Raw genomic sequence first — 26,693 nt, 5'->3', positions numbered from 1 at the left:
TTTCTGTGCTTTGGGGGCAAAACGGTTCTTTTCAGCAGCTTTTAACATTTCTTTCCTTCTAAAATAGATCGCGCGACCACATCGTAAAGGGGGTTGTCCTTGCATAAGAATAATTTGTTCATCTTGACGCATTTCTTGAATAATTTCATGGGGTAGAATGAGCGCCCTTTGTTGATAATTGATGTTGTAAGAGCTCTTTCCCAAAGATGCTCCTCTCGATTTGCTTGTGCTTGCCACTTCAACAGTCATTTGACCACAGCGTTCTGAAATGTCTTTGGCCGTTTGCAGGTCTTTAATAGCCGCATAACTTACAAAGGAGCAGCTTTCAAACCATGAACGTGCTCCAGATTCACCAAAGTGATTGACCAACTGACCAGAGGATTGATAAAAGAGCATCAAAGAGGTACCATATTTACGACCGCGGTCGCGTGCTTCTTCTAAAATATTCATATAACCAAGAAGATCCACTTCATCTAAGACAAACAAAACACGCTTTTTGTAATTTCCATCAGCTGTAATCATGGCATTGAGAAAGGCTCCAATAATCACCCGTCCAATTGCTGGATAACTGTTTAAAATACTGGCGGGAAGGTTGAGAAAAACATCTGTATTGCCATTTGTGATATCCGATGAGGCAAAATCATCCCCACAAACAAGATCAGCATAATTGGACAAAGAAAGCCATTGGGTGTCTTTTGAAGCCGTTGTATAGACACCTGAAAAGGTTTGTTCTGCCATTTCTGTGAAAATGCCCACCATTTCACGAATAAAAGGAGAAGGTGTTGTTTCTTGAATGATGCGTAATTGATTGACAACAGCCGTTTCCGATTGAGAAAGAATAGCGCGTAATGTTTTTAAATTGCGTTCACTGTCTTCATATTCATCGGAAAATATTACATGTGCAAGAAGAGCAGTTAAAAGGTTATGCGCTTGTGTGGAAAAATATTCTGCTGAAGAATTTTCTGATTTTTTATCGCTAAGAAGTAATTTGGCAAAACCTACAATATTGGCTTCACGCTTTGTGCGTGGAACGCTATCATCTAAAAGCCAATCCAGGACATTAAAATTTTTTGTTAAAATTGAATTGGGATCAAGAACAATAACATTTCTATTGTCCATTTTTTTGCGCGCAAATCTAACCATTGGCGCAACTTCTGTTGAAGGGTCTAGGCAAACAATAGAGCCTGGATAGGTTAAACATGTTGGAACAACTGTACTGGTTGTTTTATATCCACCAGAACCAGCAAAAAAAATCATGTGTGTTGAACCAAAATCAAGATTAAAGCTCAATAAAGGCGCTCTCCCTCCCTTGCCCCATGTTGTTTTATTACCAGGTGCAAAGGGAATATTGTGTACGCTGTCTTGATCAACACGGTATCTTTCACCAACAACAATTTGACCATTGGCAGGAAAAATCTTCGCTGCTTCTTTTAAATTCATCCATGAGGCATCTCCAAAAATTCCTTTTTTGGCACGCTTGATTTTGTTTGTACGCGGAGAGGTTGTTAAGACCTGAATAGCTAAAAGCATAACACCGGTTATAACGCCAAAAACAACCATTGGATCCATGAACTGTAGAGCATAACTCCAAGTTATCCCTTGTTGGCCAACATAAGGACTTAAGCGTTTTATTTCACCAATAATATGATAAAGGGCAGTGATGCCAAAAAAAAGTGCTGAGACAAATGTGATTGCTTTGCGTAGGTGCAGTTTTTGTAAGAGAGTATAAAAAAGTGAGACACTAGCAACCATGACCAGTACTAATAAGGGCTCTGAGCGAAGATACCAATAAAGTTGTTTAGTGTTCAGTTCTTTAGTGACAAACCACAACAAATAAGGAACGAGAAATATTGTTAAAGCTCCTAAAGCGATTGGTGCTAAAATTATTGCTAGTTGTGTCTTTGTGTATTTCATTTTTGTCTTACTTTCGATTTTCTCAAGATATGGCGTGGTTCTTTGCAAAATCGGTTGGTAGGGCGCTCAATGATTTGTTCTTTTTAATTGTGGAAGAGTATAAAATCTCTCTTCCACACGACGTTCAAAGCAAACAACAAGAGCTCCACTCTTTTAACTGGCCATAGCAAGTATATTTGAATGACTGAGTGTGCGCTCTTGGGTTCGTGGGTAGGCTTCTTTGGCTTTTTGAATGGTGTGGGTAATTTCTGCTGCTTTCTTAACTGATGTGCCAAGAGCTTGCGCAAGTGTTTCAAAATCACCGTTTTTGATCGCTCTATGCTCTTGTGAGGAAAGACGCGCATTAACGTTTTTTACAAGATTACCAAGTTCTTTTTGAAGAACAGAATTGTGCGCTAAAATGTCTTGCTGCAATTCTTTCGGTAGGGCAAGGAGATCTTGCAGTTCTTTGCTTGGCATTTCTACCGATTTTGCACAGCGATTTTGTTTGCGTTGGTGTTCTTGCGTGATTTCTTTTTTAGCATGTTGTACCGCACATGCAAAATTTACAATTGCATTACAAAGTGCATCAACATGATTTTTAGCGTTTGCACGTGCATGACTTTGTAGGCCACACAAACTGAAGCCTGCAAGATGAGCAACAGAATTGGGGGATTGTTCAATTTGATTGGCAATATCTTGGCCACAAATAGGGCTTTTAATAATGGCAATTATCTTTTCATCACATTTTTTCGAGCTCCCATAAACAATTTTTGACAATTGTTGAATTTGGTTTCGAGCGGTGTGGACACAAGCATCTTCTGCAATTAGTTCTGCTATTTCAGTTTTTTTCAAAGGGGCTAACGTTTTTTTGGGGATGAGCGTGTTTTTTAACTCTGTCGCTTCTGGAACGGTAAAGGTAAATCTATCACCAGGCTTTAATGTTTTGAGTTGTTCTGGCGTGAGATGTTCTTTATTGCCGATGATGTAAGCGCCTTTCACATTACAGGCAAAGCCATCTTGGCCAGCACCTCTGTAAGTTCCTGTGTAGTTTTTTCCTTCCTTTGCAACCATAACAGGGCGATCATCCACAGTGCGTCCAAGCGCTTTCATGTTATCCATAAATTCTTTTAAAAGGTGAATTTTTTCTGGATTGGAGATATCTTCAAACAGATGTTGCATAGGCTCTAAATCATCATTTTCTGCTACTGCAACACTAGCCAGCATCATGCGTTCTTTGGTGACAAGCGAGAAATCAAGTTGATGGCTTGCGGCTTTGGCGAGATTTTCAAAAAATACCCGTTGTGTGCGTCCATTGCCTTCTCTAAAAGGATGAATTTGGTTAAGAGAGTTAAATAAGCTTATTGCTTCAGAGTTAAATTCTTCGCGCGTTAAGCCTTGCAAATTATTTTTTTCGGCAAGCGTTTGATCTAATTTTTGTAAGCCTTCTTGAATTTCATCACCCAATGCAAAAGCATTTTCCCATCCTGTTCTTTTCATTTCTGGCATGGCGGCTGTTGTACCATCTTCAAATTTAAAGGGGATATGGCGGAGATATCCAGCCCATTCAAAGGTATTTTTAAACAACTGGTGATGAATATGGCATAGATAGGTTGTGTCAAACTGTTCTGGTAGAGGTTCTTCACGTAGATTAACCATTGCTTTTGCTGTATCATGCGAGCATTTTTCCAGAAAGGATTTTAAATTTCTTTCACCATATTTATTTTTCAGTGTTGTGGTATTTGGATAGACATAATGATGGGGGGAAGTGGTTTGTATATTTTTTGTTTTTGTTTTTGCTTTTGGCATCGTTACCTCCTTATAATACTGCGCTGTCCATGAGAGTGTTAAATTCCTCTAGGGAAATATTCCCTCGCGCATATTCTTCTAAAATTTTAAGCGTTTTGGAATGAAGCGTTATTCCTTCAAGCGCATGACTGTTGATGGTGGCATCAACAGTTTCACGGCGCTGTTGTAATTCTTCTGCTGTTATCGATAAAAGATTTTCTGTCGTCGTTTTGGGCATCTATTCTTCCTTCCCAGCTTTTCAAGAACTGCCTTTAAAAAGCCTTTTTTAGCAAGCTAAATTCTTTTCTAGCTTCCGCCAAAGATGTTGCGTTGCTTGAATGGATCATAATAGATTTCTGTGACTTTAAATTTGCCTTCAAGCCGTTTGCATTGAATGATAATATCAATCATTGAAATTAACAGACCGCGGATATCATCACGCTCTAAATCACTTCCTCCTTCACTTTCTTTGACCAAAAGAGTCATTTGTTCGAAGGCAGCAAGGGCTGTTGAGGCGTGAACCGTGGTAATTGATCCAGGGTGTCCTGAATTGACATTGCGGATATAATAAAAAGCTGTACCATCTCGAAGCTCTTGTAAAAGAATGCGGTCAGGACGCATGCGTAAAGCAGATTCAAGCAGTTCTTTGGGACCAACAGAGGATAAACCTTGCCCATCTTTTGAATAGATCATAGAAACATGGTTGGGTTGAGAGACAACCAATTCTTGCGTATCTTCAATGGTGATAATGCGCTCATCACAAGGAATTTTGGCGATTAATGCTTTGGATAATGTTGTTTTGCCAGATCCCGTTTTCCCAGCAATTAAAATATTTTTTTGGCTTTTTACAGCCTGATTTAAAAAAGAGACAAAATCCTTATTACAGTAAGCAGTTGCTAAGTCATGTTCAGCGTTTTTGAGCTCATTAAAACGTGATGGGTAATCATTTAAGGGGGTAAATGACACTTGTTCACACAGAGAAAAAAGATCTTTGTTAGCAAGATCTTCGAGAGAAAAACTCTGCGAGGAGGGCTTGCGAATTGTCATACTGATTGTGCCTTTTTCTACCGCTGGAGGAATGACAATTTGAATACGTTCATTCCCGGGAAGAGTAGCAGATAATATAGGATTTTTATCCGATATATTTTGCTTAGAATAGGAAGCGATAACTTTAGCAATCCCCATAAGTTCATGAAAAGAGAGAGCTGGTGCTTCTATGGTTTTCCATCCCTCCCTTCCTTCAATCATCACTTGATAGGGACGATTGATGACAATTTCAAAAAGACTGTCGTCTTTTAAAAAAGCACTGATGGGTTCGAGTTTTGTTAAAACAATTGCAATGGTTTCATCGTTTAAGCTTTGCAAGTTCTGGTTCATTTTAAAATCACCGCAGAATTTGTATAAAAATTCCTTGAAAGAGCGCGATTGGTAATCTGTTGTTTGTTTTCGATGACTTTCAATTTATAAACATTGGAAAAATCTAAATCGTGAGCAACAAAAACATTCACCATTTCTCCTTGGTTCTTGGTCAAGGTTGGAGGAATGTTGGCGTAATTTTCTGTAATAATATTTGCAATATTTTCTCCAGAAGAGGTTGTCGCAACATTGTCCTTTTCTGGACCTTTTAAAAATCGGCCTTTTGCATAGCTTGTTGCATCTTTGACAATCGATACAAGAAGCGCTGAGCCAATCCTCTCAAACCAATGGTTATCAATATCTCCATCCATACCAGAACGTCCTAAAGCATCCGTTGCTGGTGAGGCGAGTGTGATAATGACACCATCTGGTGTTTTGGCTCTGTTCCAGAGCACAAAGAGACGGTTTTGCCCCTTTTTTAATCCTGCACGATATTCGCCAATAATTTGTGTGCCTTTATCAAGAAGGACAACGCGACCATTGTCCGATAAAATATCTCTAGAGACAATACAACTGGTAAAACCTGGTTGGTCACTGCTAATTGCTGTTTCTAAGATACAGGGAATGGAAGCGCCCATGGCAATGATGTAATTGCGATTGCCAAGGTTAGAAGCGCGAACACCTGCAAGGGTGGTTGGCTTGAGAAGGTGATTAAACTGCTGTGCTGTTTTATCTGGTTTGTTTTCTGCTTGGTTTAGTAAAACGCTATTATTTGCTAATGTGTTTGCTGTGGTTTGTTGAGTACTTGCATAGGCAAGTACCGGAGCACGCTGGGCAGCTTCTAAGAGTTTGTCATCTTCATGTTTTGATTGATTTATTTTGGGTGTTGGTAATTCAACTTTGGGTAACAAAGCATTATTTTGTGATGGCTGTTCAACAGGTATAGGTTTTAATTCTGCTGGGCGAAAAAACTCTGTTTGCTTAATAATTCCTTCTTTTGGAGGCTCAATGGGTTGCTTTTTATCTGTTGCAAGCGTTGAATATGCTAAATAAAGGCAAACACCAAAAAGAATAACAAGAGCTATTACTTTGCCCACATTGTTCTGTTGTTTCTTTCCTTGCAAATTTGTTATCGTATCGCGATCATTGATAATTTTTTCATCCATTGTGTTATTCATGGCTGTTTCCTGTGTTCACTTTACGTTGTACGGATGGGGATGTTGTGCCGGTTTCAGGATTAACCCCTGCAGGCACAAAATTTTTATTGAAAATACACAATACGTCATTGCCACGGCGCAAAGTAAATTGTGCAGCTATGGCATGAACAATAACCTGATTGCCTTTAATGGATTTTGGAACGAGTGATTCTTGACCATCAAGAGATACAAGGTAAATGGCAGGAATTTCGGTATTGCCTACAAATGTGAATGTTGTTGTTTTGCCATTGTCATAGACAGAAGTAGGTTCAATCAGGGGGGAGCCTTGTGCTTCATAAGCCCAATTTCGTGGTCCAAAATCTTCATGGATATTGAGAACATCATTCACAAAATTTTCTTCACGCTGTTTTGCTTTTTCTGCTTCTGCTAATTTTCGACGCAAGGCTTCATCTTCTGGATAGCGAAACTTGACCAAGAAATAGGTATCATTTCCTGCTGAAACATCTCCTTCGCGCACTTGTAATTCAAATTGATAAGAGCGTTTTGTCCCATCTTTGCGGGTTGTGACAATTTGTAAATTGGTAATAGGCTGAACTTCGCGTGGTTTGAGAAAAACAAAGTGACTAGCTGGTGCAACTTGCCAAGCAACGGAATTGCCAATTCCCACATAGGTTACTTCTTCATCTTCGGCAAATTCTAATTGGACCGAAGAACGAATAGAACCAATCACTTGTGTGACATTGTGTGGATCATAATTGACAAATCTGATGCGATTATCTTTGCGTGCACTTACAGGTGCTGTTTCTGCAAAGGAGAAAGTGTTATGACAGCTCATCGCGATAATGAACGCTAAAATTATATGAGAAAATCTGATCATTTTATCACCTCTGGATCGGAGCGATATTCTGATACTTGAAAGCCAAGTGGGTTGATTAAGCGGTCTTTTGTTGAAATACGTGCATTAATGTAGGAAAAGTTTAAAATTGAAACCCAATGGGAAATATTCTCTTTGCCATTGGGTTCTCTGATCGTTTTATAGTAACGCACTTGAATAAGATTTTTGCTTAAAAAGGAGATTGATTTGATTTCAACCTTAACTGTCATGTTTTGATAGATATTTTGTGGACTTTCTGGATTGTTGCCTGCATACCATTTGGCAAAACGGTTCTGCTCCCCTGGTGAAGATAAAAGTGATATCAAGCGAAAATTGTTTTCTGCCTCTGAAGATTGAAAACTTTCGCGAGCACGAACATATTTGCTGGCAAAATAGCGTGTTATCGCTTCATCATAGTTGTTTGGTGACTCTTTTAGGGCACTCACCGTATCTACAATGCCTGTTGAGTTATCAACGCGGATAACAAAAGGCTCTACGGTTTTTAAGGGGGTTAATGCTGCCACAGCCAAAGCTAGGGCAATTGTCATTAAGCCAAAAAGCACTGTTAAAGCCATGGCAATTTTCATTCGTATACGCATGCCATGCATGCGATCAATATCAAATGAACGTGCTTCTTTTATATATTCATCAAATTCATTACTTTTCACGTGTGGTCTCCACAGTTTTATCAAAAAGTGTTTCTTGGTTTATGAAATTCAATGAGGCTGCTTTAGGCGTTACATTTGCTATTGTTTTTTCACTTTCTAAGGTATTGAGAATGATGGGTGTTACAGGCTTGACGATTTTTTCTTGGTAGATGACGCCTTTATTGTCCAAATACCACTTATCTTTATTTAAGGCACGGGTATGCTTCCCATTACAGCGCGGTGGCTTTTTCGGGCCACTCAGAGAGGCACAGCCGGTAAGGACGATTGTCAGGATCACAAAAAAAGTTATTTTTCGTTTCATTTTTTGAACTCACAAAGGAAATACATCGTACGGAGGTTTTTGCTCTAAAAGATCTTACAAAAACAGAGGATGAAAGGTTTTGATTGGTCGTCCAAAACCAAGGGTCGCAAATGTTCGATACAAAAGACCCGTGGTCTGGGCAGATGAGGGCACACGCCATGCAAAAACAAAAAACTGGATGTTTTTAGAAAGATGTCTGATATTAAAAACGTCCACGGCCTTGTCCTCCTGTTTTTGCTGCACTCCTCAGTGCCCCTTTGGTTGCTCCACCTATTGCACTTCCGGATGCACGACTTGCTGCACCGGAAAGTTTTGAAATTGCACTTTTGGCGATATTCCCACCAGTGCTAGCCCCACCAGAAAGCATTGAGACAATCTGTCCTCCTGAAGAGATACCAGCGTTAAAATATGGTCCACCAGAGGCAAGTGCCGTGGCAATGCCAGGGAGTGCACGGAAAAGAATGGCTCCTACTATTGAGATGATGACGACAGGGGGGAAAAGATAATAAATTGAATTATAGGAATCTTTGAGAACGTGCACGATAATTTTGCACATAATTGTACCAAGCATGATCACTAAAACTTGCAAAATGGTAAAATTAACCAGTGTACTAATCCATGCATCGGTAAATTTTCTGGTGGCATTGAATAAATAAAGGCTAATAAACAATGGTCCAAGACCAATAATCATAACAAGTGCAACCTGTGCAAACATTTGCACAATAAAGCCACCTATACAAAAGATAATAACAGCTAAGATCATTAAAGAACCAAGAAGGCCAACCATAATCTTTTCAAGAAACCAAGCTTTCGATAAAACTTCTTGATAGCGTGTACTTGCTTGTAACAAAATATAATCAAAAACATTAGAGTCGGTGGGATTTTTGTTGAGTGCATTGCCAATGGCATTGGCTAAATCATCAAAGAAAATATCTTTGACATAGATATTAAATGTATCCGCATTTGTTGCCATGGTTGTCACAACAACAATTTTAACGACGTTGTTGAGAAGACTGTGCATGGAAAGAGCAACACGACCTGTCATAACATTATAGCCATATAGAAAAATGAAAATGATCGAAGCAAGATTGAGTGGTGCTGAAATAGCAGCAGACAAATTACTTACTATGGTGTTCATCGCATTATCGAGAGGGGCTAAAATATATTCAGCAATGCTCTCAAATGGGGAAAATTTAAAGTCCGACATTAGAACTCTCAAGTTTCTGTTTTAATTGTTCGGCAAGCTCTTCGTGTTGTTTTTGGGCTTCTTCTTCGCGGATTTCTTCTGTTGTTTTTTTATCTTTTGCTTCAATCATAGAAAGAGATTGAAGTTTTACGATATCGGTCTGAAGCTTTGCTTGAAGAAGGGTGAGCTGTATTTGAAGTGCTTGAAACTCTTCAGGTTTCACTTCTGTTTTTGCTTTAATAGTTTCAAGCTGTTGATTTATATTTTCAATTTTTTTTACATGTTCAGTTGTAGACATGTAAATTGATTCAGCGGTTTCTGATTTTACTGCGTTTAATTTTTGTGTGCTTTCTAATGCATTTTTATAATATTCTTCAGTATCTTGCGCGATCGTATGGGAGGTGAAAGACAAAGACAACAATGTGATTAAGCCATATTTTTTCATTGACGTTCTCTCTTTTGATAAAATATGGGCAGCCACTGGTCAGGGGCTGTTCCATGTTCGTTGATAATTTGGTTCATAAGTTCGATGTTTTTTGTGGTACCACTTAAGACGGCGATCTCATCATTCATTCCACGTAAGTTAAGTTCTGCAACAACGGAATTTTGCCCCTGTTTGATAAGAAAACGACGGGATTCTCTGCTTAATTCTGACTGTATCAGTTCAAATTCACGTTCACTCAGTTTGAAATCCTCAACATAATCGTTATAATTTGCTTTTTGATTGGGAAAAAATATTTGTGTGGGGCATTGCTCAATGATTGTATGGGCAATTGTTGAGTTTAAAGCATCTTTAGGACTTTGAGTAGCAAATAGCATCATGCCATTTTGTTTACGAATTGTTTTAAGGCGATCCTGTGCAAAAGCTTTGAAGGAATCGTCTTCCAAAGCTTTCCAGAATTCATCAATAACAATAATAATGCGTCGTCCATCAATGAGATCGAGGATGCGGTGAAACAAATACATCATTAAAGGGCGCCGAATTTCTTCATTGTCTAAGAAATCCGTCATATCATAACCAATGAATTGGGCATCTAAATTAAGATTATCTTGGTCATTATCAAAAACCCAGCCTAAAACCTCTCCTTTAATCCAAGGTTGTAATCGTATGGCAATTCCTTCTTTTGATGTGTTATCAAAAAACAGTTGGAGGGCACCAAGAGAACGTTGTGTTCGAGGCAAACTCTCTAAGGAATCTATAGCATTGCTGATATCTTGTCGCTCTTCTTCTGTGACTGTTTGTCCTTCAGCTGTGACAAGCTTTAAGATCCAATTGCGAAGAAAGATTTTATTTTTTTCCGTGTATTCCAAGCCTTTTAAGGGGGCAATACCTGTTGGCTGTCCGTTTTTTAATGGCTTATATTTTCCACCTCCTGCACGCACAAAAATTTCTGCACCTTGATCTTTGTCAAAAAATACCATGGTTGGATTATGTTTTTGTAATTGGGCTAGAAGAAAATTAACAATCACTGTTTTTCCCGATCCTGATGGACCACAAACAAAAGTGTTACCAAGGTCACCATAATGGAAATTAAAATAATAAGGCGAACCCGCTTGGGTTTTAAGCAATGCTACAGCGGCTCCCCAAACATTGCCTTCTAATTTGCCAATAGGAAAGGAGTGAAAGGGCGATAGGGCAGCAAAATTTCTACTGGTAATAGCTCCAGAGCGTGCTCGGTAGCTGAAATTTCCAGGTAATTGTGCCCACCATGCAGCTTCTAATCCTAAATCTTCTCTGGCAATAACAGCACCACCATTGGTTAAATGCGAACGTGCCTTGGAAAGGTTTTCCGCTAATATTTTAGGGTGATTGGCAAAAACCGCCAAAGAGAGATGATGTTCTCCCAAAACAAAACGGTTTGACTCTAAATCATCGAGTGCTTCATCGAGTGCTTCAATTTGTGAGCTGGCACGATCGGCTGTATTAATCATTTGATTTTGCTTGCGACCCATAATGGCAATGGCAGCTGCTTTACTTTTAAAGACAAAAGATTGTGTTAAAATAAATTCAAAAGGAGCAGTCAGCAATTCATCGGTCATGCCAGGGCGAGTTCTTGAGGGATATTCTTTCCAGCCAAACATGCCAACAAAGCGCTCATTGCTTTCATGGCGAATTTCAATGATTTCTTTGCCGAAAATAATACGGTCTGAGTAAATCGTTGAAGCAATGGTACCAAAGGTGAGGGGAATACGTTCTCGTCTGCCTCCTACCAACTGATGGAGAAATTCACTTTGTTCAGAAAATAAAATCCCTTCATGTTCATAAATGGACAACAGTCGTGCATCATAGGCTTCCAAACCGTGTATAAAATCTTGGCTTAATTCTTCAATTTTATGAATAGCGTCTTGATCCGGTTCAGATTGTGTCTTTTTCGCTTTGCTCAAGCGTTGAAAAAATGAAGCAAGTTTTTCGGTTTTGTCGGATACCGGATTCCAAAGCAGTGAAACAAATAGATCATTTCTGTAAAGCTCGTGCGAAATCATTTTCTTTTTGTATTTTTCATCTAATGTTGCTGCAAAAGATGAAAAAAAGCGCCCTTCTGGATAAATCGTTTCGCGACGGCGGATGATATGGGAGTATAAAGCAACCCGTTCATCAGCAATATTTTTTAACAACGTGTTTAATTGGTTGTGTAAAGAATTTAATTGATCAATATCTACAGTGTCAAAATTTACACCTTCAATGGCGATCACCGTCATTAAGCAGCGTGAATTTAGTGCAATGACATGTTGATTGACGTAGCGTATATAGGGAATATAGTCCTCAGGCAAAGATTCTCGCTTCATGATTGACGACTGTTTCATCTTTTCAGTTCCTTATAAGTACGAATAAGGCATAGGGGCGATGTAGATCCTCCTCCCCATCTGTTAAGATTTTTTTGTTTGCCCCTTGTATTGAGCCAAGCAAAGAGTACGCGAAACTGATTGTGATCGTGTTTTGTCACTTCACGCAAAACAAAGTGCAGACCAATACCAAAACCAAGCATGGTAAAATCGCTTGTGAGAATAAAAAGAATGGTGGTCACCATAACATTCAGTGCCATTGCTTCTATGGTAACACCAGCAAACATGGCAGGTCTTGTACAGGCAAGGAAAAGAGGATCTTCATTCATTTATGTTGTACCACTTCCCATTAATTTACCAACGAGGGCAGGCGCCCCAAAAACAATGCCAATACCGATAATAACAAAGGCTGCTTTGCGTAAATCAAAGAAACCATACATCCAAGCAATACCTACGGCAGCAACACACAAAATGGCAATGAGCTTTGCTGTATTACCTGTCATCATATCAACAATATTTTGTAAAACATTATCGATGTTTCCCAGACCACTCGTAGTAGTAGAAGTAGCAGCATAAGACGGATCTAAGATAACGAATGCCGTTAAAAGCAGCATTATAATGATAAAAAAGCCGTTCTTGGATAAAGTGTTTGTCATTTTACCTCTCTTTAAAATTGTTTTTTGATCCTCTTGTCTCTCATGAGCGAAGAATTTTTTTCCTTGACAATTTGCAGCGCAAATCCCCCCTCAATTATTTTTTTATTGATAGTGGTTGTTGCTCACTCTCAAAATCCCCTTCTCAAGAGACAGAAGATTTTTACATATTTTGATTCTCTTGCATAAAAATGGCAATTTTAAGTTGTATTTGATTTTTTAAGAAAAGATCCAACATTGTAAAAGTAATATTTTTTATTACACAACGGAATTAACTCTCAACATTTCTTGCTTAGATTTTTCTCTGTAAAAAGCATGTAAATCGTTGATAAAAACATGAAAAGGCAGAGTAACAATGGAATTTTTAAGTAAATTTATGAAGCTAGGGCGATTTAAATTAATCGTTATTATTTACATTGTGGGTTCTATATTATGGGGGATGAGTAAATATAAAGATAAAATGGATTTGAATGCTCTTAAAACATTTACGATGCATAATGTTCAAGATATTATGGATATGCGTTTGGTAGGAAAAAAGCCAACGAAACCCATTATCAAACAGCAATTAGCAAAAAATGAACCAGCTGTTGCTTTACAGGAGAGTGTTTCATTGGGTAATGGGGTTGTTTTTCAGGGCAGGGCATCGGTCACCAGTGGTGTGACATTTAAATTGCTGACCCCTGTTGCGCAATCGTGGCGTAAACATATTACGCGCAGTATTCATCTCTATGGTGTCGATAGTTGTGCGCCACGTCAAAGGGCAAAATTAAATGATCAAGAATGGCCTTGTGGTGCGGTTACAATGGCTTGGCTGGTTACCAAAACACTGGGGCAAAATTTATCTTGTAAGCAGGCTCTTATGCGTGGTGGTATTTCTTATGCGCAATGTTTTGTGGATGGGGTTGATCTCGCTGAAGCAGGTCTTGCAGAGGGCATGTTGGTGCTTGCAAAAGACAATAAAAATCCTGTTCCAGCACAATATCGTCATGCGGAAGAAATTGCTCGCAACAAGAAAATTGGTCTTTGGTCTAGTGATTTTACTGAACCTTTACAATGGCGGCGGGATAATGGCTCTTATAATCCCTTTGACAGTTTATGATTGATTATACTGATACATTCATTTGATGATTTATAGCGAAGAATCTACAAAGAAAATGAAAATAGACTATAGGAAAATGGCAATTATTGTTTGTGAAGTTGATCCCATGCATGGGAAGTTAAGTGAGGGCGTGAGATAAGAAGTTGACTGTTTATAGAACTGTACTGGTAGGAAACTTTGTTAACAGGGTTTCAAGCATTGGGTAGCAGCCCTCTTTTGTTTAAGGGTAGAGCGCTTTAAATCACAAAACATGTGTAATAAGAGGAGAGGCTGTTCTTAACAATGCGCATGAATGTTGATGAACGGAGTCAGTAGTATTGTAGGGATGCTGTTAAAAGCTTTCATTTGGGTCAGAGATTAATTGTAAAATTGCTTTTTGTTTTACTGTGGTGAGGACTCTAAAATTTTTGAGCCGCAGATATTCTTCTCTGCTTGAGGCGATTTCATCATGAGGGCCGCGCACATGTTGTTTTGTGATGCTATCGGCATGAAAAAAGGCAATAGAAACATTTAAAATATCGGCAATTTCCTTTAATCGCCCGGCGCTCACACGATTTAATCCCTTTTCATATTTTTGAATTTGTTGGAAGCTTACCCCTAAATGTTGAGCTAATGTTTTTTGAGACATTTTCAACATTTTTCGCCTAAAGCGAATTTTTTTGCCAACAAAAATGTCGTTATGAGAATTTCTGGTTTGCATTTTCCTCCCGCCGGTTGCGAGCGCCCTCGCATTGGTATTCCGGGAGTCAAAAATACTGACCTCGAATCAACTTTTTTGCTTTTAGTGCATGAGAGCACCTGGACATAGCAAAAACTCCCGGAATCCCGGGATAACCGCAAAGCGGATGCATTTTATGATCGAGGTTTCGGTTTTTTGAATCCCTATTGGTCGGTGCGTAGACGACCAAAACACCCTTTTATTTATAAAGTAATTTGTGAGGATTTACAATAAAAATGAAGACAGTGTTTTTTTATGAGAGGCAGCATATTTTTCAAGCTTTATATCTGCTCACCAAAATCATCATGATAGGGGAGATAGGGGTATCTAACCACACCTTGATAATGTGCAAATAATGAGAAAACATCCGATTTTTAATAGTCTTCTTTATTTTAATAATAATGTTGCTGGTGTTATGCTGATTTTATTTCATCCTCCAAGCCTATTAAATTTACGGATTGTTTTTTTATAGACCATAAAAGTTATGCTGATAGTGAAAACAGTGCTGAATAGAAGAGAAACCACTTTGTTTTTGAAGCCAGTTGCATTGTTTATGCTGCGGTTGTTTTTGAGACGTTCTTCACATCAATTAACAATGACCTCATTCGTCTCCCCCCGTTAATTTTCTTTAAAATTCTGCTTTTCTCAGCGGAAAAAACAAATTTACTCTTGAGACTTTTAAGGCAAAGGCCTTTTATATTTTAAATTAAAGTGCATTTCTTTAGCATAGAGGGTTCACTTTCGCTAGATATTCATATGTCCCAAGCATTGGTTTTTTATAAAGATGCGTTTTGAGAGAGATTAAAGGGCGATAAGAAATGGAGCTAAGAGATGGCACTTCACGTAAAAGATTTATTGGTTAGCTAAAAAAACCAAGATTTATGTCCATGAGCAGGTAAGTGATAACGCTTTGGTCTATGGAAATGCATTCTGCAAGAGGAATTTTGCAGAAAATGCGGAGAGAGAGCCCTTCTAAAAAGGAAAAATCCTGTTATTTTCAAAAGTACTGACCTCTTCTTTGTCCTAAAGGACGAATTTTTATGGCGTAAAAGATAATTGCAATGGCGGACAAAGCATCTTGTGGCTGTTCCTTCATTGGAATGATGATGAGATCAGATTGACTATAGCATAGCTAGTTAAACGATACGCCGTACCTATCCAACCGACAATGAAAAATAGGGTTTATGTAAGGCGCAAAGAAGGCGCATCATTAAAATAAAATAATTATAACATAAATTTGACAACTATAACCAAAATGTGTATTACGGAGATGCGTATAACACATAATGTGTATGACGCGGAATGTGGTACTGCTTTATTTGATAGCAGAGACCGTTTATGTTAATTCTTACAAGGAGTTTATCCTATGAAACAAGTTATTTTAGCTGCGGCTTTGTTTTCCTTCTTTTCTTCAGCGCTAACCGTTAATGCATCGTCGGTAGGTGGTAGCTCTGAGGTCGTGGATAGCATTGCAAAACACGAAAATTATGCAGGAATCGAAGGTTTTGGGCAACAGGCGATAGATCTTCTTGCGAGAATTGTGATTCCTGTGAGAAAAAATCCTTCTTTATATGAGTCTCCATATCACCAAGACAGATTTCAAATTAGAGAAAGGGATTATGGCTTTGCTGCAGATCTTGGATTTAAAAAACGTTGCAAAGATCTTGAAGGACTGTATGACGGCCAAAAAAGGATGGAATGCTCTTTGAAGTAAAAATAATAGATGTAGAGAGATTCTCTTGATAGACGAAGTGCATCTTGCTGTAATGCAAGATGCACGGTCTTACGAAGAAGCGCATTTTTCAGTGGTTTAGGTCTTGGAAAAACAGATTGATTGGTGGGCTTCTCAGATATATCAACTGTAATAGCAAGTGAAGTGTTATCAAATAGGTTAAATTGCAGCTTTTGTTTTTGTTGAAAAGCTTAAAAGAAGTTCCTTTAATTTCTTAGATCTTTTGTTAGAAAGTTTTATTTGGTGCACTGTAATAACTTCGTCCTTTTCCGTTTTTGAAATGAAAACAGGCACTTCTTCTTTTATATTCTGCTCTGTGTTTTAGGTTTTTGTAATCCGTGATGGCAAATCTAGGGTGCAGACAGAATATTGCCATAAATATTTTGTTTAAAATTTAATTGCTATCCTGTTGCTTTTCGGCTTCACTTTTTTCATGTTTTTTTACTTGGCGTTGCGTTTTTTTTAAAAGCATCACGGCGTTTGAAAGGATCATAATAAATTTCTGTGACACGAAATTTTCCTTCAAGGCGTTTGCGTTGGATGATGACATCAATCATGGAAATCAATAAGCCGCGGATATCTTCTCGTGCTAAATTTCCACCGCCCTCACTTTCTTTGACAAGAAGGGTCATTTGTTCAAAGGCTGAAAGTGCTGTGGAGGAGTGGACCGTGGTTATCGAGCCTGGATGACCAGAATTGACATTGCGGATATAATAGAAAGCTGTACCATCGCGCACTCTTGCAAAAGTATGCGGTCGGGGCGCATACGCAATCCCGATTCAAGCAGTTCTTTTGCGTCTGCTTTTGTAACCCTTGATTATCTTTTGAGTAAAAAAGTTGCACTTTGTTTGAGTGGGGAACAACAAGTTCTGGAGTATCCTCAATAGTGAGAATGCGTTCATCTTCAGGGATTTTGGCAATCAAAGCTTTTGACAATGTGGTTTTCCCCAAACCGGTTTAGCCAGAGATCAAAATATTTTGTTGGGTAATAACAGCTCTCTCTAAAAACTTACAAAAATCTTTGGCGATAAAAAGATTGGTTAATTCTTGTTCTGCGTCAGAAAGTTCACCTGCTCGCTTTTTCATTTGTTCAAGAGGTGTAAAGGTGACATTTCTTGTCACAGAAAACAATTGATTTTCTTGTAAACTTTCAAGAGAAAAAGTGCGTGATGAAGGTTTGCGAATTGTCATGCTGATGGTGTTGGGGGCAACGGCAGGAGGCATGACAATTTGTATGCGTTCATTATTGGGCAGTGTTGCAGAGAGAACTGGGTTTTCTACACTGATCTTTTGTGTTGTATAGGCTACAACAACTTTTGCAATGCCTTCTAATTCACTGTATGTTAGGTTTTTAAGGGTGTGGTTTTGCCAACCGTTAGAACTTTCAACGATCACTTCACCAGGGCGATTGATGACAATTTCAAATAAATTATCGTCATTGAGATAGTCCCCTAAAATCTTTAGCTTGGTTAAAACGATAGAAGCGCGTTCTGAATTTTTTTCTGTGGCCATAATTTGTTTTTACTACATTTGAGAATGGTAAAAGAAATTTCTTGGAATAGAGCGTGGGCAGATTTTGTTTCTTCTTGTTGTCACAGTAAGTTTATAGACAGATGAAAAATCCAAATCGCGTGCCACAAAAATGTTGACCAGTTCACCTTGGTATTTTTCTAAGGTAGAGGGAATATTGATTTGGTTTTCAAGAGCGACACTTGCTGCATCTTTTCCAGTGTTGCTGACGCCGCTAAAGTCATTACTATTGCCTCCACCTGCATTGTTTGCGCCCGCTTTGTTGGACTTGTTTGTCATTTTATTGGTGAGGGTTGCCGTAACACCATCAATAACGCTAAGCAACAGGGAGGAACCAAAGCGTTCCCACCAATGGGTGTTGATATTGCCATCAAAGCCGGCGCGCTCTAAACTATCGGTTGCGGGTGAGGCAAGGGGAATGATGACACCCGTGGGGGTTTTTGCTCTGGTCCAGAGGACAAAGAGGCGGGATTGCCCTTGTTTTATCCCTCCGCGGTATTCACCAATCACTAGGGTTCCTTTATCGAGCAGAACAACGTGCCCATTATCAGAGAGGATATCGCGGTTAATAACACAGCTTGCAAAGCCTGGTTGGTCACTGTTTAATGCTGTTTCTAAGATACAGGGGATAGAGGTTCCCATGGCGATGATAAAGTTTCTATTACCGAAGAAACTTGCTTTTGTCTCTTCTGTTTTGGTTGGTTTTAACAGGGTTGCAAAATTTTTGGTGTTTTGAAGGGCAGGAGAATTTTGCATATGCCCGAGATTTTCAAAAGGATTCAATTTATCAAAGACGTTGGTAAGACCATTGTTGACGATGTCTTTTAATTCAGTTTTCGTGCCCCTAGCAAAAGCGAGAACGGGCGCGCGTCTTGCCGCATCAAGTAAGGGATTATCTTTTTTGAGTTCTGGTGCAAGTGGTTGTGTGTGGGGGGGGGGGAGCGTTATGGGACCAAGTTTTGCACGTGGGTCAGCGGGGGCTAATTCTAAAGGTGCCAGTGTATTGTGAAAGTTTTGTGCTTGTTTTTTATGAGACTTTGCGGTGTCTTTTTTTTCTTCCGGGGTGGATAAAATGTTCCAGAGCGCATAGCCACAAAATCCTATACAGGCTATGACAATGACGATTTTTTTGCCAAGGCTTTGTGAGATATTGTTGCGTTTATCGCCAATTGCACCACGATCTTCGATAGTTGTTTTATCACTCATAGATGAGCCCCCCTTTATACCCGTTTCTTTAAAGATCTGATGCGATTTTGCGTTCAACAGATGGTGAGGTTGTTCTGGTTCCTGGATTTATGCCTTTTTGTTGATAGGCTTCATTAAAGATGCATAAAACATTTCTGCCATTTCTTAAGGTGAATCTGGCACTAATGGCATGGACAATGACCATATTGCCTTTGGTGGTTTTGGGAACCAGCGATTCTGTGCCGTCACTGCCTACAATATAAATGGCAAGGATTTCCTGATTGTCAGGGAAGGTAAAAGTTGTGGTTTTGCCATTGTCATAAACAAAAGAGTGTTCAAGATTACTCGATCCTTGTGCACTATAAGCCCAATTGCGTGGTCCATAGGTTTCAGAGGTATCAAAAAGACCATCAATTTGTCTGGCTTGTTTTTTTCTTGTCGTAAAAGTGCTGCGAGTCTTCTACGTTCGGCTTCGTCTTATGGATAGCGAAATTTGACCAGGAAATAGGTTTCTTGGGCGGTGGAAATTTCTCCATCTTTGACCATGAGTTCAAATTGATAGGAGCGTTTTGAGCCATCACGGCGGGTGGTGACCACTTGCAGATTGGTCGTAGGCTGGACTTCTCGTGCTTTGAGGAACAGAATATTGCCAGCGGGAGCCACTTGCCAGGCAACGCTGTTGCCAATCGCCACATGGCCAATTTCTTCATCAGCAGAAAATTCTATTTGTATGGAGGAGCGTATGGTGCCAATAATTTTTGTGACATTATAGGCATCATAATTGATAAAGCGAATGCGGCTATCATTGGGTGCACGGGGGGAAATACACTGGCATTGCCCAAATGAGCAGGAGAAAGGACGATAGCACTTAGAAAAAGAAAAAGGAATTTTTTTTCATGGATCAGTTGAGCACTTCTGGATCTGTTCTATATTCACTAACAATAAAGTCGAGAGGATTTATCAAACGGTTTGTCCAGAGATGGGGGCGTTGATATATTCAAAGGTGAGTGTTGCAACCCAGTGGCTGATGAATTCTTTGTTGGTTTCATCATCGCGCACTGTTCTGTAGTAGCGGACCTGGGCGACATCTTGATTGATAAAGGAGATTGATTTTATCGTTACGGTGACGTTGGCGTGTTTGTAGAGAATTTGTGGGCTTTGTGGATTTTTTGCTCCGTACCATCTGGCAAATCTTTCTTGCTCTTCTGGAGAAGGAGTAGATAAATGGTTTGAAAGTTGTGTTATACTTCTTCCGTTTCAAATCCTTCACGGGAGTGGACATATTTGCGGCAAAATAGCGGGGGATCGCTTCATCAACATTGGTGGGACCTTCTTTTAAGGATTCCACAACCTCTGTGATGCCGGTTGAATTGTCGACACGGATGACAAAGGGTTCAACGGTTTTAAGCGGGGTGAGGGTGATGACCGCTAGAGAAGAGATGACCGCGACGATAACGGCTATCGCGGCGATAGCGAGGGAAGCGCGGGTGATGCTCTGTGAGGCTAGGATACGGTATTGATCAAAGGAGCGCGCCTCAGCAATATATTGTTCTATGTCTTGTTCTTTCATGCTTTTTGCCCGCAGTCTTTGTAGGATTCCATTTCCTCATCGGTTAATGTTTGGCTGAGAAGCGTTTCCAGCTTGCTCTCTTTAACAGATGATGGGATGTTGTTGCTGATGATGATGGGCATGGAGGAGGGATTTTTTCCTTCCCAATTCCACATCGATTTGTTTAATGGCTGCTTAGAATATCCATCGCATTTTGGGAGTGACTTCAGAGTGTTTGATGAAGACATACAACCATTTAAGAGGATAAGCGATAAAATGACCTCAATTTTTTTAAATTCCCGCATTTTTTAATTTATATCCTTCATATTTTTGAGATGAGTTTTTTTAGACCATGAAGAGTAGCTTTAGCAGCGCGACCACTTAGTTCAGCAGTTTTTTTCGCTACTGGCGCTGAGTCTGTAAGGGAGGCTCCTCCAGAGGCTAAACCCGATGCTATGTCAGGTAATTTGAGGAAAAGGAAAATACCACCAAGACCAACAACCAAGAATTGAATTAAAGTAGTGATGATATCGTCAACACCTCTTGAAAAAATGTTCATTGAAATTTTAACGTATAAGCCACCAAGCAGCACAACTAATACATATAAAATGATGAAGTTGGCTGTTTGATTTAACCATGCTTCTGTGAACCTTCTGGTTGAGGAAAACATATAGAGACTTATGAAGAGTGGTCCTATTGATAGGACAAGAAATGATCCCAGTTTAGCAAATAGTGAAATGATAAAACCGACTATACAAAAAAACGCAGCAATAACTAAGCAGATAGCACCAACAATCCATGTCGTAATAAACTTTCCCTTTTGAGTCAGCCCTGTGTACTGGTTTGCGGCGTCCAAAACCTGTCCTCTAGCTTGGCCCATCATATTATCCCATACATTTCGATCCGAGTGTGCTGCATCTTGTGTGACATTTGCAATGGCATTCGGTAGATCATGGAAAAATATATCCCTAACCCACTCATTATAAAGAGCAGCGTTTGTGGCGAGTGCAAGCAATGATGCCGAGTTTGAAAGTTGTCACTATAAACTCCCACAGTGGCATGGAAGAGCGTCCATAGATGATATTGTACTCCACAAATATAATATAAAGCGTACAAGATAGTTTAAGCGGAGTACTTAAAGACGATGAAAGATTAGCAATGGTTTTATCCATTGTATCTGTAATGGGATTCATCAACATATCATCTATATCAGTAAATACGCCTTTAGGTACTATTGCCATTTAGATGCTCCGCTATTTATCGTGTATTAATGGTTATTTTGTTCTTCTGCCGCGCGCTCTTTTGCTTTTCGTTCTTCTTCAGCACGTCGCTTTGCTTCTTGTTCAGCTATTATTTTTTGAGTCTCTGCTCTCATTTTTTCCATATCGGCCCTTATTTGAGCTTTCAATTTTTCCGTTGATTTGCGATTTTTTTTCTTCAATTTTACGACTTCTTTCTGCTGTTTTTGCTTCATATTCCTTTTCAAGTTCAAGTTGTGCTAATCTTAGATTTTCACAATTTTTTGAAGTCCCTGCGAATCCGCATTTAGCATCCCACTCTTCCATCAATTTTTGATCTTTTTTAAATTCTGCGACGCTATAGTTTTTTTCACATCCAGCGGTGATAATTCCAGTACAAAGGAGCAATGTGGTGATGATGATTTTGTTAATATTCAAGCCCCTCTTTTTTTACTTTTATTGCCCACGGAGTTGTTTTGCCAAAGCTTTGTATCATGCTTTAAATTCTTCCATTTCACGTTTTTCTGCTGCTTTGTCTTCCGCTTGTTGAATCATTGCTGCGGCTTGCATTTGGAGCACTTGTGTTTGGAGTTTTGCTTGTATTGCTGCTAATTGTGCTTGAATGCCTTGAATTTCACCAGCGTCTTTCGTACTGCCAAGTTTATCAAGAAGTTTGTTAATGTTTTTTTGTGTTTCAGTGGCTTCTTCGTAAACATCTTGGCCTTTTGCCGCTTGCCCTACGGTGCGCTGTTGTGCTTTTTTCACCTCCTCTGCGTAAAAAGTATCCACCACCTCTTTTGATTCTGCACCCCCCCCCGCTGGCTCTTTGTATAAGAGTTCTTCTTGCCATTTTTGCGTGTTTTTGCTGCCGCCACCGCCGCCGTTGCCGCCACTACCACTACCGCTGCCCATTGATTGTTGAAAATGATTAAAATCAGAAGGCAGGGCGCCATTGCTTCCTTGCTTGTTGAACATATCTTTCAATCCCGGAATGTTAGGCTTGACATTTAAGGATTTATAGAGCTCTTGCATTTGACCAAGTTGACCTTTTAATTGTTCAAGCTGTTCGAACCCTTGCTTTAACTGTTGTGTACTTTGTTCGACTTGTTTCATCATTTGGCCAACAGCGGCGGGATCATAGACCATAATGGCAAAGGCATTTGTTTTTAAGCCCAAAAAAGTTGAACAGAGGGCTGTTGCATATAAAAGTTTTTTCATTGTTTTGACCTTTCTTGAAAAAGAAGAAGCCATTGTGCAAGGAGAAAGTTAACAATGACGGTTTTTCCAGAACCAGAGGGACCACAAACAAAGGTGTTGCCTAAATTACCAAAGTGAAAATTAAAATAAAACGGCGAACCAGTAGAGGTTTTCATCAGTGCTACGGCTAGGCCCCATACATTGTCATCTATTTTGCCAACCGGAAAGGAATGAAAAGAAGAAAGGGCAGCATAATTGCGGCTGGTAATGGCACCAGAGCGGATACGATAGGCATAATTTCCAGGCAATTGTGCCCACCAAGTCGCTGCAAGCCCAAAATCTTCCCGCGCAATAACAGCGCCACCATCGGTGAGACGAGAACGGGCTTTGGCAAGATTATCCGCTAATTCTTGGGTGTTATCGGCAAAAACGGCTAAGGATAAATGATGCTAGCCTAAAACAAAACGGTTGGATTCAAGATCATCGAGGGCATCATCCAATTCCATGATTTGTGAGCCGGCACGGTCTCCGGCATTGACCATTTGATTTTGTTTACGCCCCATAATCTGCTTGGCAATGTTTTTGCTTTTGAAGACAAAAGATTGCGTGAAAATAAACACAAAGGGCAGGGTGAGTAGACCATCTTTCATGCCTGCTTTGGTCTTGGCTGGATATTCTTTCCAACCAAACATACCAGCAAAGCGCTGCCCCGCCTCGGGGCGTATTTCTATGACTTCTTTGCCAAAAATAAAACGGTCTGAATAGACAGAGGATGCTATCGTCCCCCATGTGAGCGGTATACGTTCACGACGCTCACCTACCAATTGGTGAATAAATTCACTTCGCTGCGAAAATATTGCCTTCATGTTCATAAAAAGGCTCACCCTTTTTGCACCATAGCGCTCTAAATTTTGAATAATATCTGTTGTAACATCTACAAGCTTGCGAATGGATTCTTCATCAACTTCCGCTTTTGCTTTGCCTAAACGTTTAAAAAATTCCGCTATTTTATCTGCTTTGTCAACATGGGGATTCCACAAGATAGAAAGATAAAGATTTTCGATAAAGTTCTTGAGAAACCATCCGTTCACGGTATTTGTCATCTAGCTGCTTGGCAAATGCCAATCGAAAAGTGCTATCCGGATAAACTGTCTCACGCTTTCTGATAATATGGCTGTAAAGGGCGATGCGTTCATCAGCGATATTCTTAAACAGATTGTTTAATTGTTCGTGAAGCACATTGAGATCAATAATATCAGCTGTCTCAAAGTTAATCCCTTCAAGTTTCACAACCATCATGAGCGCGCGTGAATCCAGTGCAATGACATGCTTGTTGACATGGCGCACATAAGGAATAATCGATTCCGGCTGTTTTTCACGCTTGCGCTCTAGTGTTTTCATTTTAATTTCTCATAATTACGAATTAATCGTAATGGAGAAAGACTTCTCCCACCCCATAGACTAGAATTTCTGGCAAAGAGGTGTGTTTTTTGCTATGTCAGGAGGATACGAAATTTATTATGGTCGTGTTTGAGAATTTCCTTAAATATGAAGTGCGCTGTCACACCAAAGGTTATAAGAAAAAAATTGCCTGTTATAATAAATAAGATCATCGTCCCCATGGCATTTAACCCCATAGTTTCCACCGTCACCCCTGCAATCATTGCAGGACGTGTGCAAGCAAGAAACAACGTATCTTCCGTTAGCTTATCGTGCTCTTTCATGATTTTTGAAAATGCTAGAGCACGTTAATTAAGCTTTAAGCATTAATACGATTTGCGGTGCACCAAAGACAATGCCGATGCCAACACAAACGAAAAAAGCTTTGCGCATTTCGACATAACCAGCAATCCACGCAAGACCAACACCAGCAACGGCAATTGTGGCTATCGATTTTGCAATGGTTCCTGTAAGGCTTTGACGACTTTTTGAAAAGCATCATCGATTTTTCCAAAGCCCTCTGCAAATGCTGGCTCACTGAGTGCTATAAAGGCAATGAACAACATAAGGATTGTCGTTATCCATTTCTTTTGGCTGTTTGAAAAGGCTAATTTTTGTAAAAGACGATCGTTCGTAAACTGATGTTGTATTTTCAGCATAGAAATTTCCCCGCGTGTTAAAATAAAAATTGCTTAATATTAATTTACTGTAATGTATAATGGAAATAAATAAAAAATGCTACTGTTTCATTTATAGTATTTTCTTTTTATTTATAAAATAAATATAATTCTTTATAATATACAAAATGATATTTTTTTAAAAACCTTTTCGATCATCATTTAAATATCTGATTTTTATTTATATTATTCTTGCAGTTGTTTTTTATTTCAGTCAAAATTCTGAAGATTTTATACAAAATCCTGTTGTGCAAAAAATAAGACAAACAGTGGAAAAACAGTTTCAAAAACCAGATTTAAAAGGGAATGATCATGCACAAAGACAAGAGTTGCCTTCTCCTTTGGAATCATTGTCAACAGAATTTTATGAAGAAAATCTCCCCGTTTATTCCGGTGCTATAGAGGTAACAAGCGATGTTACTTTTAAAGTGATCACACCCATGGATGAGGGGTGGAGAAAAAGAATCGTGCGCAATATCCGACTATATGGTGTTGAAACATGCGAAATGCGGCAATTTGTCTCACGCTACGGCGTAAATGGCTCTGTGGGGCTTTTGTTACGGCGTGGCTTGTGGCCAAAACAATCGATAAAAATGTTACTTGTCGGCAAACACGTGTTCTTCAACAAGTTCATTATGCACAATGTTTTGTTGATGGGGTTGACCTGGCACGCTTGGGACTTGCAGAAGGCATGATGGTGTTGACAAAAGATCAGCAGCATTTTCCCTCACCAGCGGATTATAAAAACTTACAGTCTGCTGCGCAAAAAGCACAAGTGGAATTGTGGTCTAGCCAATTTGACCAGCCAGAAGAGTGGAGAAGAGACCATGGCAGCTATAATCCCATCGATCCTTAAAGCTTTTTAAACAAACTGAGAAGTAAGGCAGATAGCAGAACGGTTAGGTCGCTAACCGTGCTCGTGTATGAGAGCCGTTGTTGAGGGCATGCCCTGTTGCCTAATATTACTCCGAGAGTATTAGACGAATACCTGGTGGTTTAAGACGAAATAAAAGGATGTCATAAAACCAACTGAGGCATGAAGCACTAAAATCAAAGGTAAAAATAGAATGCATAAGAATATAAAAGGTAGTCTAAATAATTCTGCTAGTTGGTCTGCTATTCTGAATCCGTTACAAACAAAACAAAAACCAAGAAAGATATAGTTAGCTTTTTTATGATTTTTAATATCTTTCTAATTGGTCTACGAAGCTTTTTAAGGAAGAGAAAGAGTACGTACCTTAATTTTCCATATTTTTTCTATATATACGGCGTAAGATCTCTCGTTCTTCCTCTGAGCTTATTTCTTCTACTTCTTCTTCAATTTCTTGACGCGTGATCAAATCTTCTATTACGCCCCCTCAATTTCTCCATTCGATAGGCACAGCTAGCTTTCACTGCATTTTTCGTTACATAGCAGAAATAAAATATGCAACCGTTACTTTATTTATAGGCGTAAAAGCCAAGTTTGGGTGGTATAAGAGGAGATTATCGTGTGTATTGTAATAAATGCTGCTAGTGATCATAAAAGTTGATGCTTGATACTTCTGGTGTTTTTTGCCTCATCAGTAGATGATAAAAACCTATCTTCTGCTGCGCAAAAAGCATAACATGCTGATTTTGCTTCTTTTATGCTGAAAAAATAAAAAGTGAATGAATAAACAATTTTTA

At 39.3% G+C, this 26,693-nt stretch carries 19 protein-coding genes and 9 pseudogenes; 3 read left to right on the top strand and 25 right to left on the bottom strand.

The features are described 5' to 3' along the window. From traG to ABD909_RS07920, 13 genes are all read right to left on the bottom strand, one after another. Positions 1–1,914 (bottom strand): Ti-type conjugative transfer system protein TraG (gene traG, locus ABD909_RS07980; RefSeq protein ID WP_345097394.1); only part of this gene is annotated, 1,914 nt, incomplete at its 3' end. A 153-nt stretch (positions 1,915–2,067) separates the two neighbouring features. Beyond that, positions 2,068–3,702: a BID domain-containing T4SS effector gene (locus ABD909_RS07975; protein ID WP_345097393.1), complete on the bottom strand. Its 1,635-nt coding sequence runs from the start codon at positions 3,700–3,702 to the stop codon at positions 2,068–2,070. A gap of 10 nt (positions 3,703–3,712) precedes the next feature. Then, on the bottom strand, positions 3,713–3,919 hold the full coding sequence (locus ABD909_RS07970) for an antitoxin VbhA family protein (protein WP_345097392.1): 207 nt from the start codon (positions 3,917–3,919) through the stop codon (positions 3,713–3,715). 68 nt (positions 3,920–3,987) lie between these two features. After that, on the bottom strand, positions 3,988–5,058 hold the full coding sequence (virB11, locus tag ABD909_RS07965) for a P-type DNA transfer ATPase VirB11 (protein WP_345097391.1): 1,071 nt from the start codon (positions 5,056–5,058) through the stop codon (positions 3,988–3,990). Continuing rightward, on the bottom strand, positions 5,055–6,215 hold the full coding sequence (gene virB10, locus ABD909_RS07960) for a type IV secretion system protein VirB10 (RefSeq protein WP_345097390.1): 1,161 nt from the start codon (positions 6,213–6,215) through the stop codon (positions 5,055–5,057). Before virB10 (ABD909_RS07960) ends, virB11 (ABD909_RS07965) begins: the two co-directional genes overlap by 4 nt. Next, positions 6,208–7,071 (bottom strand): P-type conjugative transfer protein VirB9, encoded by an 864-nt coding sequence (virB9, locus tag ABD909_RS07955; RefSeq protein WP_345097389.1) that lies wholly within the window; start codon positions 7,069–7,071, stop codon positions 6,208–6,210. Before virB9 (ABD909_RS07955) ends, virB10 (ABD909_RS07960) begins: the two co-directional genes overlap by 8 nt. Continuing rightward, positions 7,068–7,736: a VirB8 family type IV secretion system protein gene (locus ABD909_RS07950; protein ID WP_345097388.1), complete on the bottom strand. Its 669-nt coding sequence runs from the start codon at positions 7,734–7,736 to the stop codon at positions 7,068–7,070. Before ABD909_RS07950 ends, virB9 (ABD909_RS07955) begins: the two co-directional genes overlap by 4 nt. Next, on the bottom strand, positions 7,726–8,037 hold the full coding sequence (locus ABD909_RS07945; protein WP_345097387.1) for a type IV secretion system protein VirB7: 312 nt from the start codon (positions 8,035–8,037) through the stop codon (positions 7,726–7,728). Before ABD909_RS07945 ends, ABD909_RS07950 begins: the two co-directional genes overlap by 11 nt. 202 nt (positions 8,038–8,239) lie before the next feature. Then, a complete protein-coding gene (locus tag ABD909_RS07940) occupies positions 8,240–9,244 on the bottom strand; it encodes a TrbL/VirB6 family protein (RefSeq protein ID WP_345097386.1) in 1,005 nt (334 codons plus the stop codon). Continuing rightward, on the bottom strand, positions 9,231–9,668 hold the full coding sequence (locus ABD909_RS07935; RefSeq protein WP_345097385.1) for a type IV secretion system protein VirB5: 438 nt from the start codon (positions 9,666–9,668) through the stop codon (positions 9,231–9,233). Before ABD909_RS07935 ends, ABD909_RS07940 begins: the two co-directional genes overlap by 14 nt. Continuing rightward, complete coding sequence (locus ABD909_RS07930; protein ID WP_345097384.1) at positions 9,665–12,028, bottom strand: VirB4 family type IV secretion/conjugal transfer ATPase; 2,364 nt, start codon at positions 12,026–12,028, stop codon at positions 9,665–9,667. Before ABD909_RS07930 ends, ABD909_RS07935 begins: the two co-directional genes overlap by 4 nt. Beyond that, positions 12,025–12,336 (bottom strand): VirB3 family type IV secretion system protein, encoded by a 312-nt coding sequence (locus ABD909_RS07925; RefSeq protein ID WP_345097383.1) that lies wholly within the window; start codon positions 12,334–12,336, stop codon positions 12,025–12,027. Before ABD909_RS07925 ends, ABD909_RS07930 begins: the two co-directional genes overlap by 4 nt. Continuing rightward, positions 12,337–12,663, bottom strand: coding sequence for a TrbC/VirB2 family protein (locus ABD909_RS07920; protein ID WP_345097382.1), 327 nt, complete (start codon positions 12,661–12,663; stop codon positions 12,337–12,339). A 352-nt stretch (positions 12,664–13,015) separates the two neighbouring features. Here ABD909_RS07920 and ABD909_RS07915 point away from each other — a divergent pair, with 352 nt between their 5' ends. Further along, the gene (locus tag ABD909_RS07915; protein ID WP_345097381.1) at positions 13,016–13,759 is read left to right on the top strand and encodes a hypothetical protein; all 744 of its coding nucleotides are present in this window, start codon (positions 13,016–13,018) and stop codon (positions 13,757–13,759) included. 331 nt (positions 13,760–14,090) lie between these two features. Here the strand turns inward: ABD909_RS07915 and ABD909_RS07910 are convergent, their stop codons facing one another. Continuing rightward, on the bottom strand, positions 14,091–14,459 hold the full coding sequence (locus ABD909_RS07910; RefSeq protein ID WP_345097380.1) for a helix-turn-helix domain-containing protein: 369 nt from the start codon (positions 14,457–14,459) through the stop codon (positions 14,091–14,093). A gap of 1,384 nt (positions 14,460–15,843) precedes the next feature. Between ABD909_RS07910 and ABD909_RS07905 the strand changes: the two genes are divergently transcribed. Beyond that, the gene (locus tag ABD909_RS07905; RefSeq protein ID WP_345097379.1) at positions 15,844–16,191 is read left to right on the top strand and encodes a hypothetical protein; all 348 of its coding nucleotides are present in this window, start codon (positions 15,844–15,846) and stop codon (positions 16,189–16,191) included. 449 nt (positions 16,192–16,640) lie between these two features. Here ABD909_RS07905 and virB11 (ABD909_RS07900) read toward each other — a convergent pair. The 11 genes and pseudogenes from virB11 (ABD909_RS07900) to ABD909_RS07850 all read right to left on the bottom strand — a co-directional run bounded on the left by virB11 (ABD909_RS07900) (position 16,641) and on the right by ABD909_RS07850 (position 25,007). Continuing rightward, positions 16,641–17,721: pseudogene (virB11, locus tag ABD909_RS07900) on the bottom strand (P-type DNA transfer ATPase VirB11). A gap of 12 nt (positions 17,722–17,733) precedes the next feature. Beyond that, positions 17,734–18,945 (bottom strand): type IV secretion system protein VirB10, encoded by a 1,212-nt coding sequence (virB10, locus tag ABD909_RS07895; protein ID WP_345097378.1) that lies wholly within the window; start codon positions 18,943–18,945, stop codon positions 17,734–17,736. A gap of 28 nt (positions 18,946–18,973) precedes the next feature. After that, a pseudogene (gene virB9 / locus ABD909_RS07890) lies at positions 18,974–19,826 on the bottom strand (P-type conjugative transfer protein VirB9). After that, positions 19,826–20,494: pseudogene (locus ABD909_RS07885) on the bottom strand (VirB8 family type IV secretion system protein). The pseudogenes virB9 (ABD909_RS07890) and ABD909_RS07885 overlap by 1 nt, the downstream one beginning before the upstream one ends. Beyond that, on the bottom strand, positions 20,491–20,778 hold the full coding sequence (locus tag ABD909_RS07880) for a type IV secretion protein VblB7 (protein ID WP_345097377.1): 288 nt from the start codon (positions 20,776–20,778) through the stop codon (positions 20,491–20,493). The pseudogene ABD909_RS07885 and the gene ABD909_RS07880 overlap by 4 nt, the downstream one beginning before the upstream one ends. 17 nt (positions 20,779–20,795) lie before the next feature. Then, a pseudogene (locus ABD909_RS07875) lies at positions 20,796–21,714 on the bottom strand (TrbL/VirB6 family protein). Between the two features lie 26 nt (positions 21,715–21,740). Then, positions 21,741–22,143: pseudogene (locus tag ABD909_RS07870) on the bottom strand (EexN family lipoprotein). Between the two features lie 60 nt (positions 22,144–22,203). Then, on the bottom strand, positions 22,204–22,929 hold the full coding sequence (locus ABD909_RS07865) for a TrbJ/VirB5 family protein (RefSeq protein ID WP_345097376.1): 726 nt from the start codon (positions 22,927–22,929) through the stop codon (positions 22,204–22,206). Positions 22,930–22,961: 32 nt separating this feature from the next. After that, positions 22,962–24,309: pseudogene (locus ABD909_RS07860) on the bottom strand (VirB4 family type IV secretion/conjugal transfer ATPase); the annotation flags it as partial. Continuing rightward, positions 24,306–24,632 (bottom strand): annotated as a pseudogene (locus tag ABD909_RS07855) (VirB3 family type IV secretion system protein). The pseudogenes ABD909_RS07855 and ABD909_RS07860, both read right to left, overlap by 4 nt. A 28-nt stretch (positions 24,633–24,660) precedes the next feature. Beyond that, positions 24,661–25,007 (bottom strand): annotated as a pseudogene (locus ABD909_RS07850) (TrbC/VirB2 family protein). Positions 25,008–25,195: 188 nt separating this feature from the next. On the opposite strand from ABD909_RS07850, the pseudogene ABD909_RS08625 reads away from it, so the two are divergent. Beyond that, positions 25,196–25,881 (top strand): annotated as a pseudogene (locus tag ABD909_RS08625) (nuclease). Positions 25,882–26,693 lie beyond the last annotated feature (812 nt).

Origin of the sequence: Bartonella acomydis (assembly GCF_039543025.1) — a bacterium.
GTDB classification, from domain to species: domain Bacteria; phylum Pseudomonadota; class Alphaproteobacteria; order Rhizobiales; family Rhizobiaceae; genus Bartonella; species Bartonella acomydis.
Note: the sequence above shows the minus strand (reverse complement) of the source record. Positions and strands in the feature narration are given on the sequence as shown.

Bases quoted from the DNA above. Each gene is read 5' to 3' on its own strand.
- ABD909_RS07880 (WP_345097377.1), bottom strand. From the start codon at position 20,778: ATGCGGGAATTTAAAAAAATTGAGGTCATTTTATCGCTTATCCTCTTA.
- ABD909_RS07915 (WP_345097381.1), top strand. From the start codon at position 13,016: ATGGAATTTTTAAGTAAATTTATGAAGCTAGGGCGATTTAAATTAATC.
- ABD909_RS07925 (WP_345097383.1), bottom strand. From the start codon at position 12,336: ATGAATGAAGATCCTCTTTTCCTTGCCTGTACAAGACCTGCCATGTTT.
- ABD909_RS07865 (WP_345097376.1), bottom strand. From the start codon at position 22,929: ATGAAAAAACTTTTATATGCAACAGCCCTCTGTTCAACTTTTTTGGGC.
- ABD909_RS07905 (WP_345097379.1), top strand. From the start codon at position 15,844: ATGAAACAAGTTATTTTAGCTGCGGCTTTGTTTTCCTTCTTTTCTTCA.
- ABD909_RS07975 (WP_345097393.1), bottom strand. From the start codon at position 3,702: ATGCCAAAAGCAAAAACAAAAACAAAAAATATACAAACCACTTCCCCC.
- ABD909_RS07920 (WP_345097382.1), bottom strand. From the start codon at position 12,663: ATGACAAACACTTTATCCAAGAACGGCTTTTTTATCATTATAATGCTG.
- ABD909_RS07910 (WP_345097380.1), bottom strand. From the start codon at position 14,459: ATGCAAACCAGAAATTCTCATAACGACATTTTTGTTGGCAAAAAAATT.
- ABD909_RS07945 (WP_345097387.1), bottom strand. From the start codon at position 8,037: ATGAAACGAAAAATAACTTTTTTTGTGATCCTGACAATCGTCCTTACC.
- virB10 (WP_345097378.1), bottom strand. From the start codon at position 18,945: ATGAGTGATAAAACAACTATCGAAGATCGTGGTGCAATTGGCGATAAA.
- virB9 (WP_345097389.1), bottom strand. From the start codon at position 7,071: ATGATCAGATTTTCTCATATAATTTTAGCGTTCATTATCGCGATGAGC.
- virB10 (WP_345097390.1), bottom strand. From the start codon at position 6,215: ATGAATAACACAATGGATGAAAAAATTATCAATGATCGCGATACGATA.
- ABD909_RS07935 (WP_345097385.1), bottom strand. From the start codon at position 9,668: ATGAAAAAATATGGCTTAATCACATTGTTGTCTTTGTCTTTCACCTCC.
- ABD909_RS07930 (WP_345097384.1), bottom strand. From the start codon at position 12,028: ATGAAACAGTCGTCAATCATGAAGCGAGAATCTTTGCCTGAGGACTAT.
- virB11 (WP_345097391.1), bottom strand. From the start codon at position 5,058: ATGAACCAGAACTTGCAAAGCTTAAACGATGAAACCATTGCAATTGTT.
- ABD909_RS07940 (WP_345097386.1), bottom strand. From the start codon at position 9,244: ATGTCGGACTTTAAATTTTCCCCATTTGAGAGCATTGCTGAATATATT.
- ABD909_RS07970 (WP_345097392.1), bottom strand. From the start codon at position 3,919: ATGCCCAAAACGACGACAGAAAATCTTTTATCGATAACAGCAGAAGAA.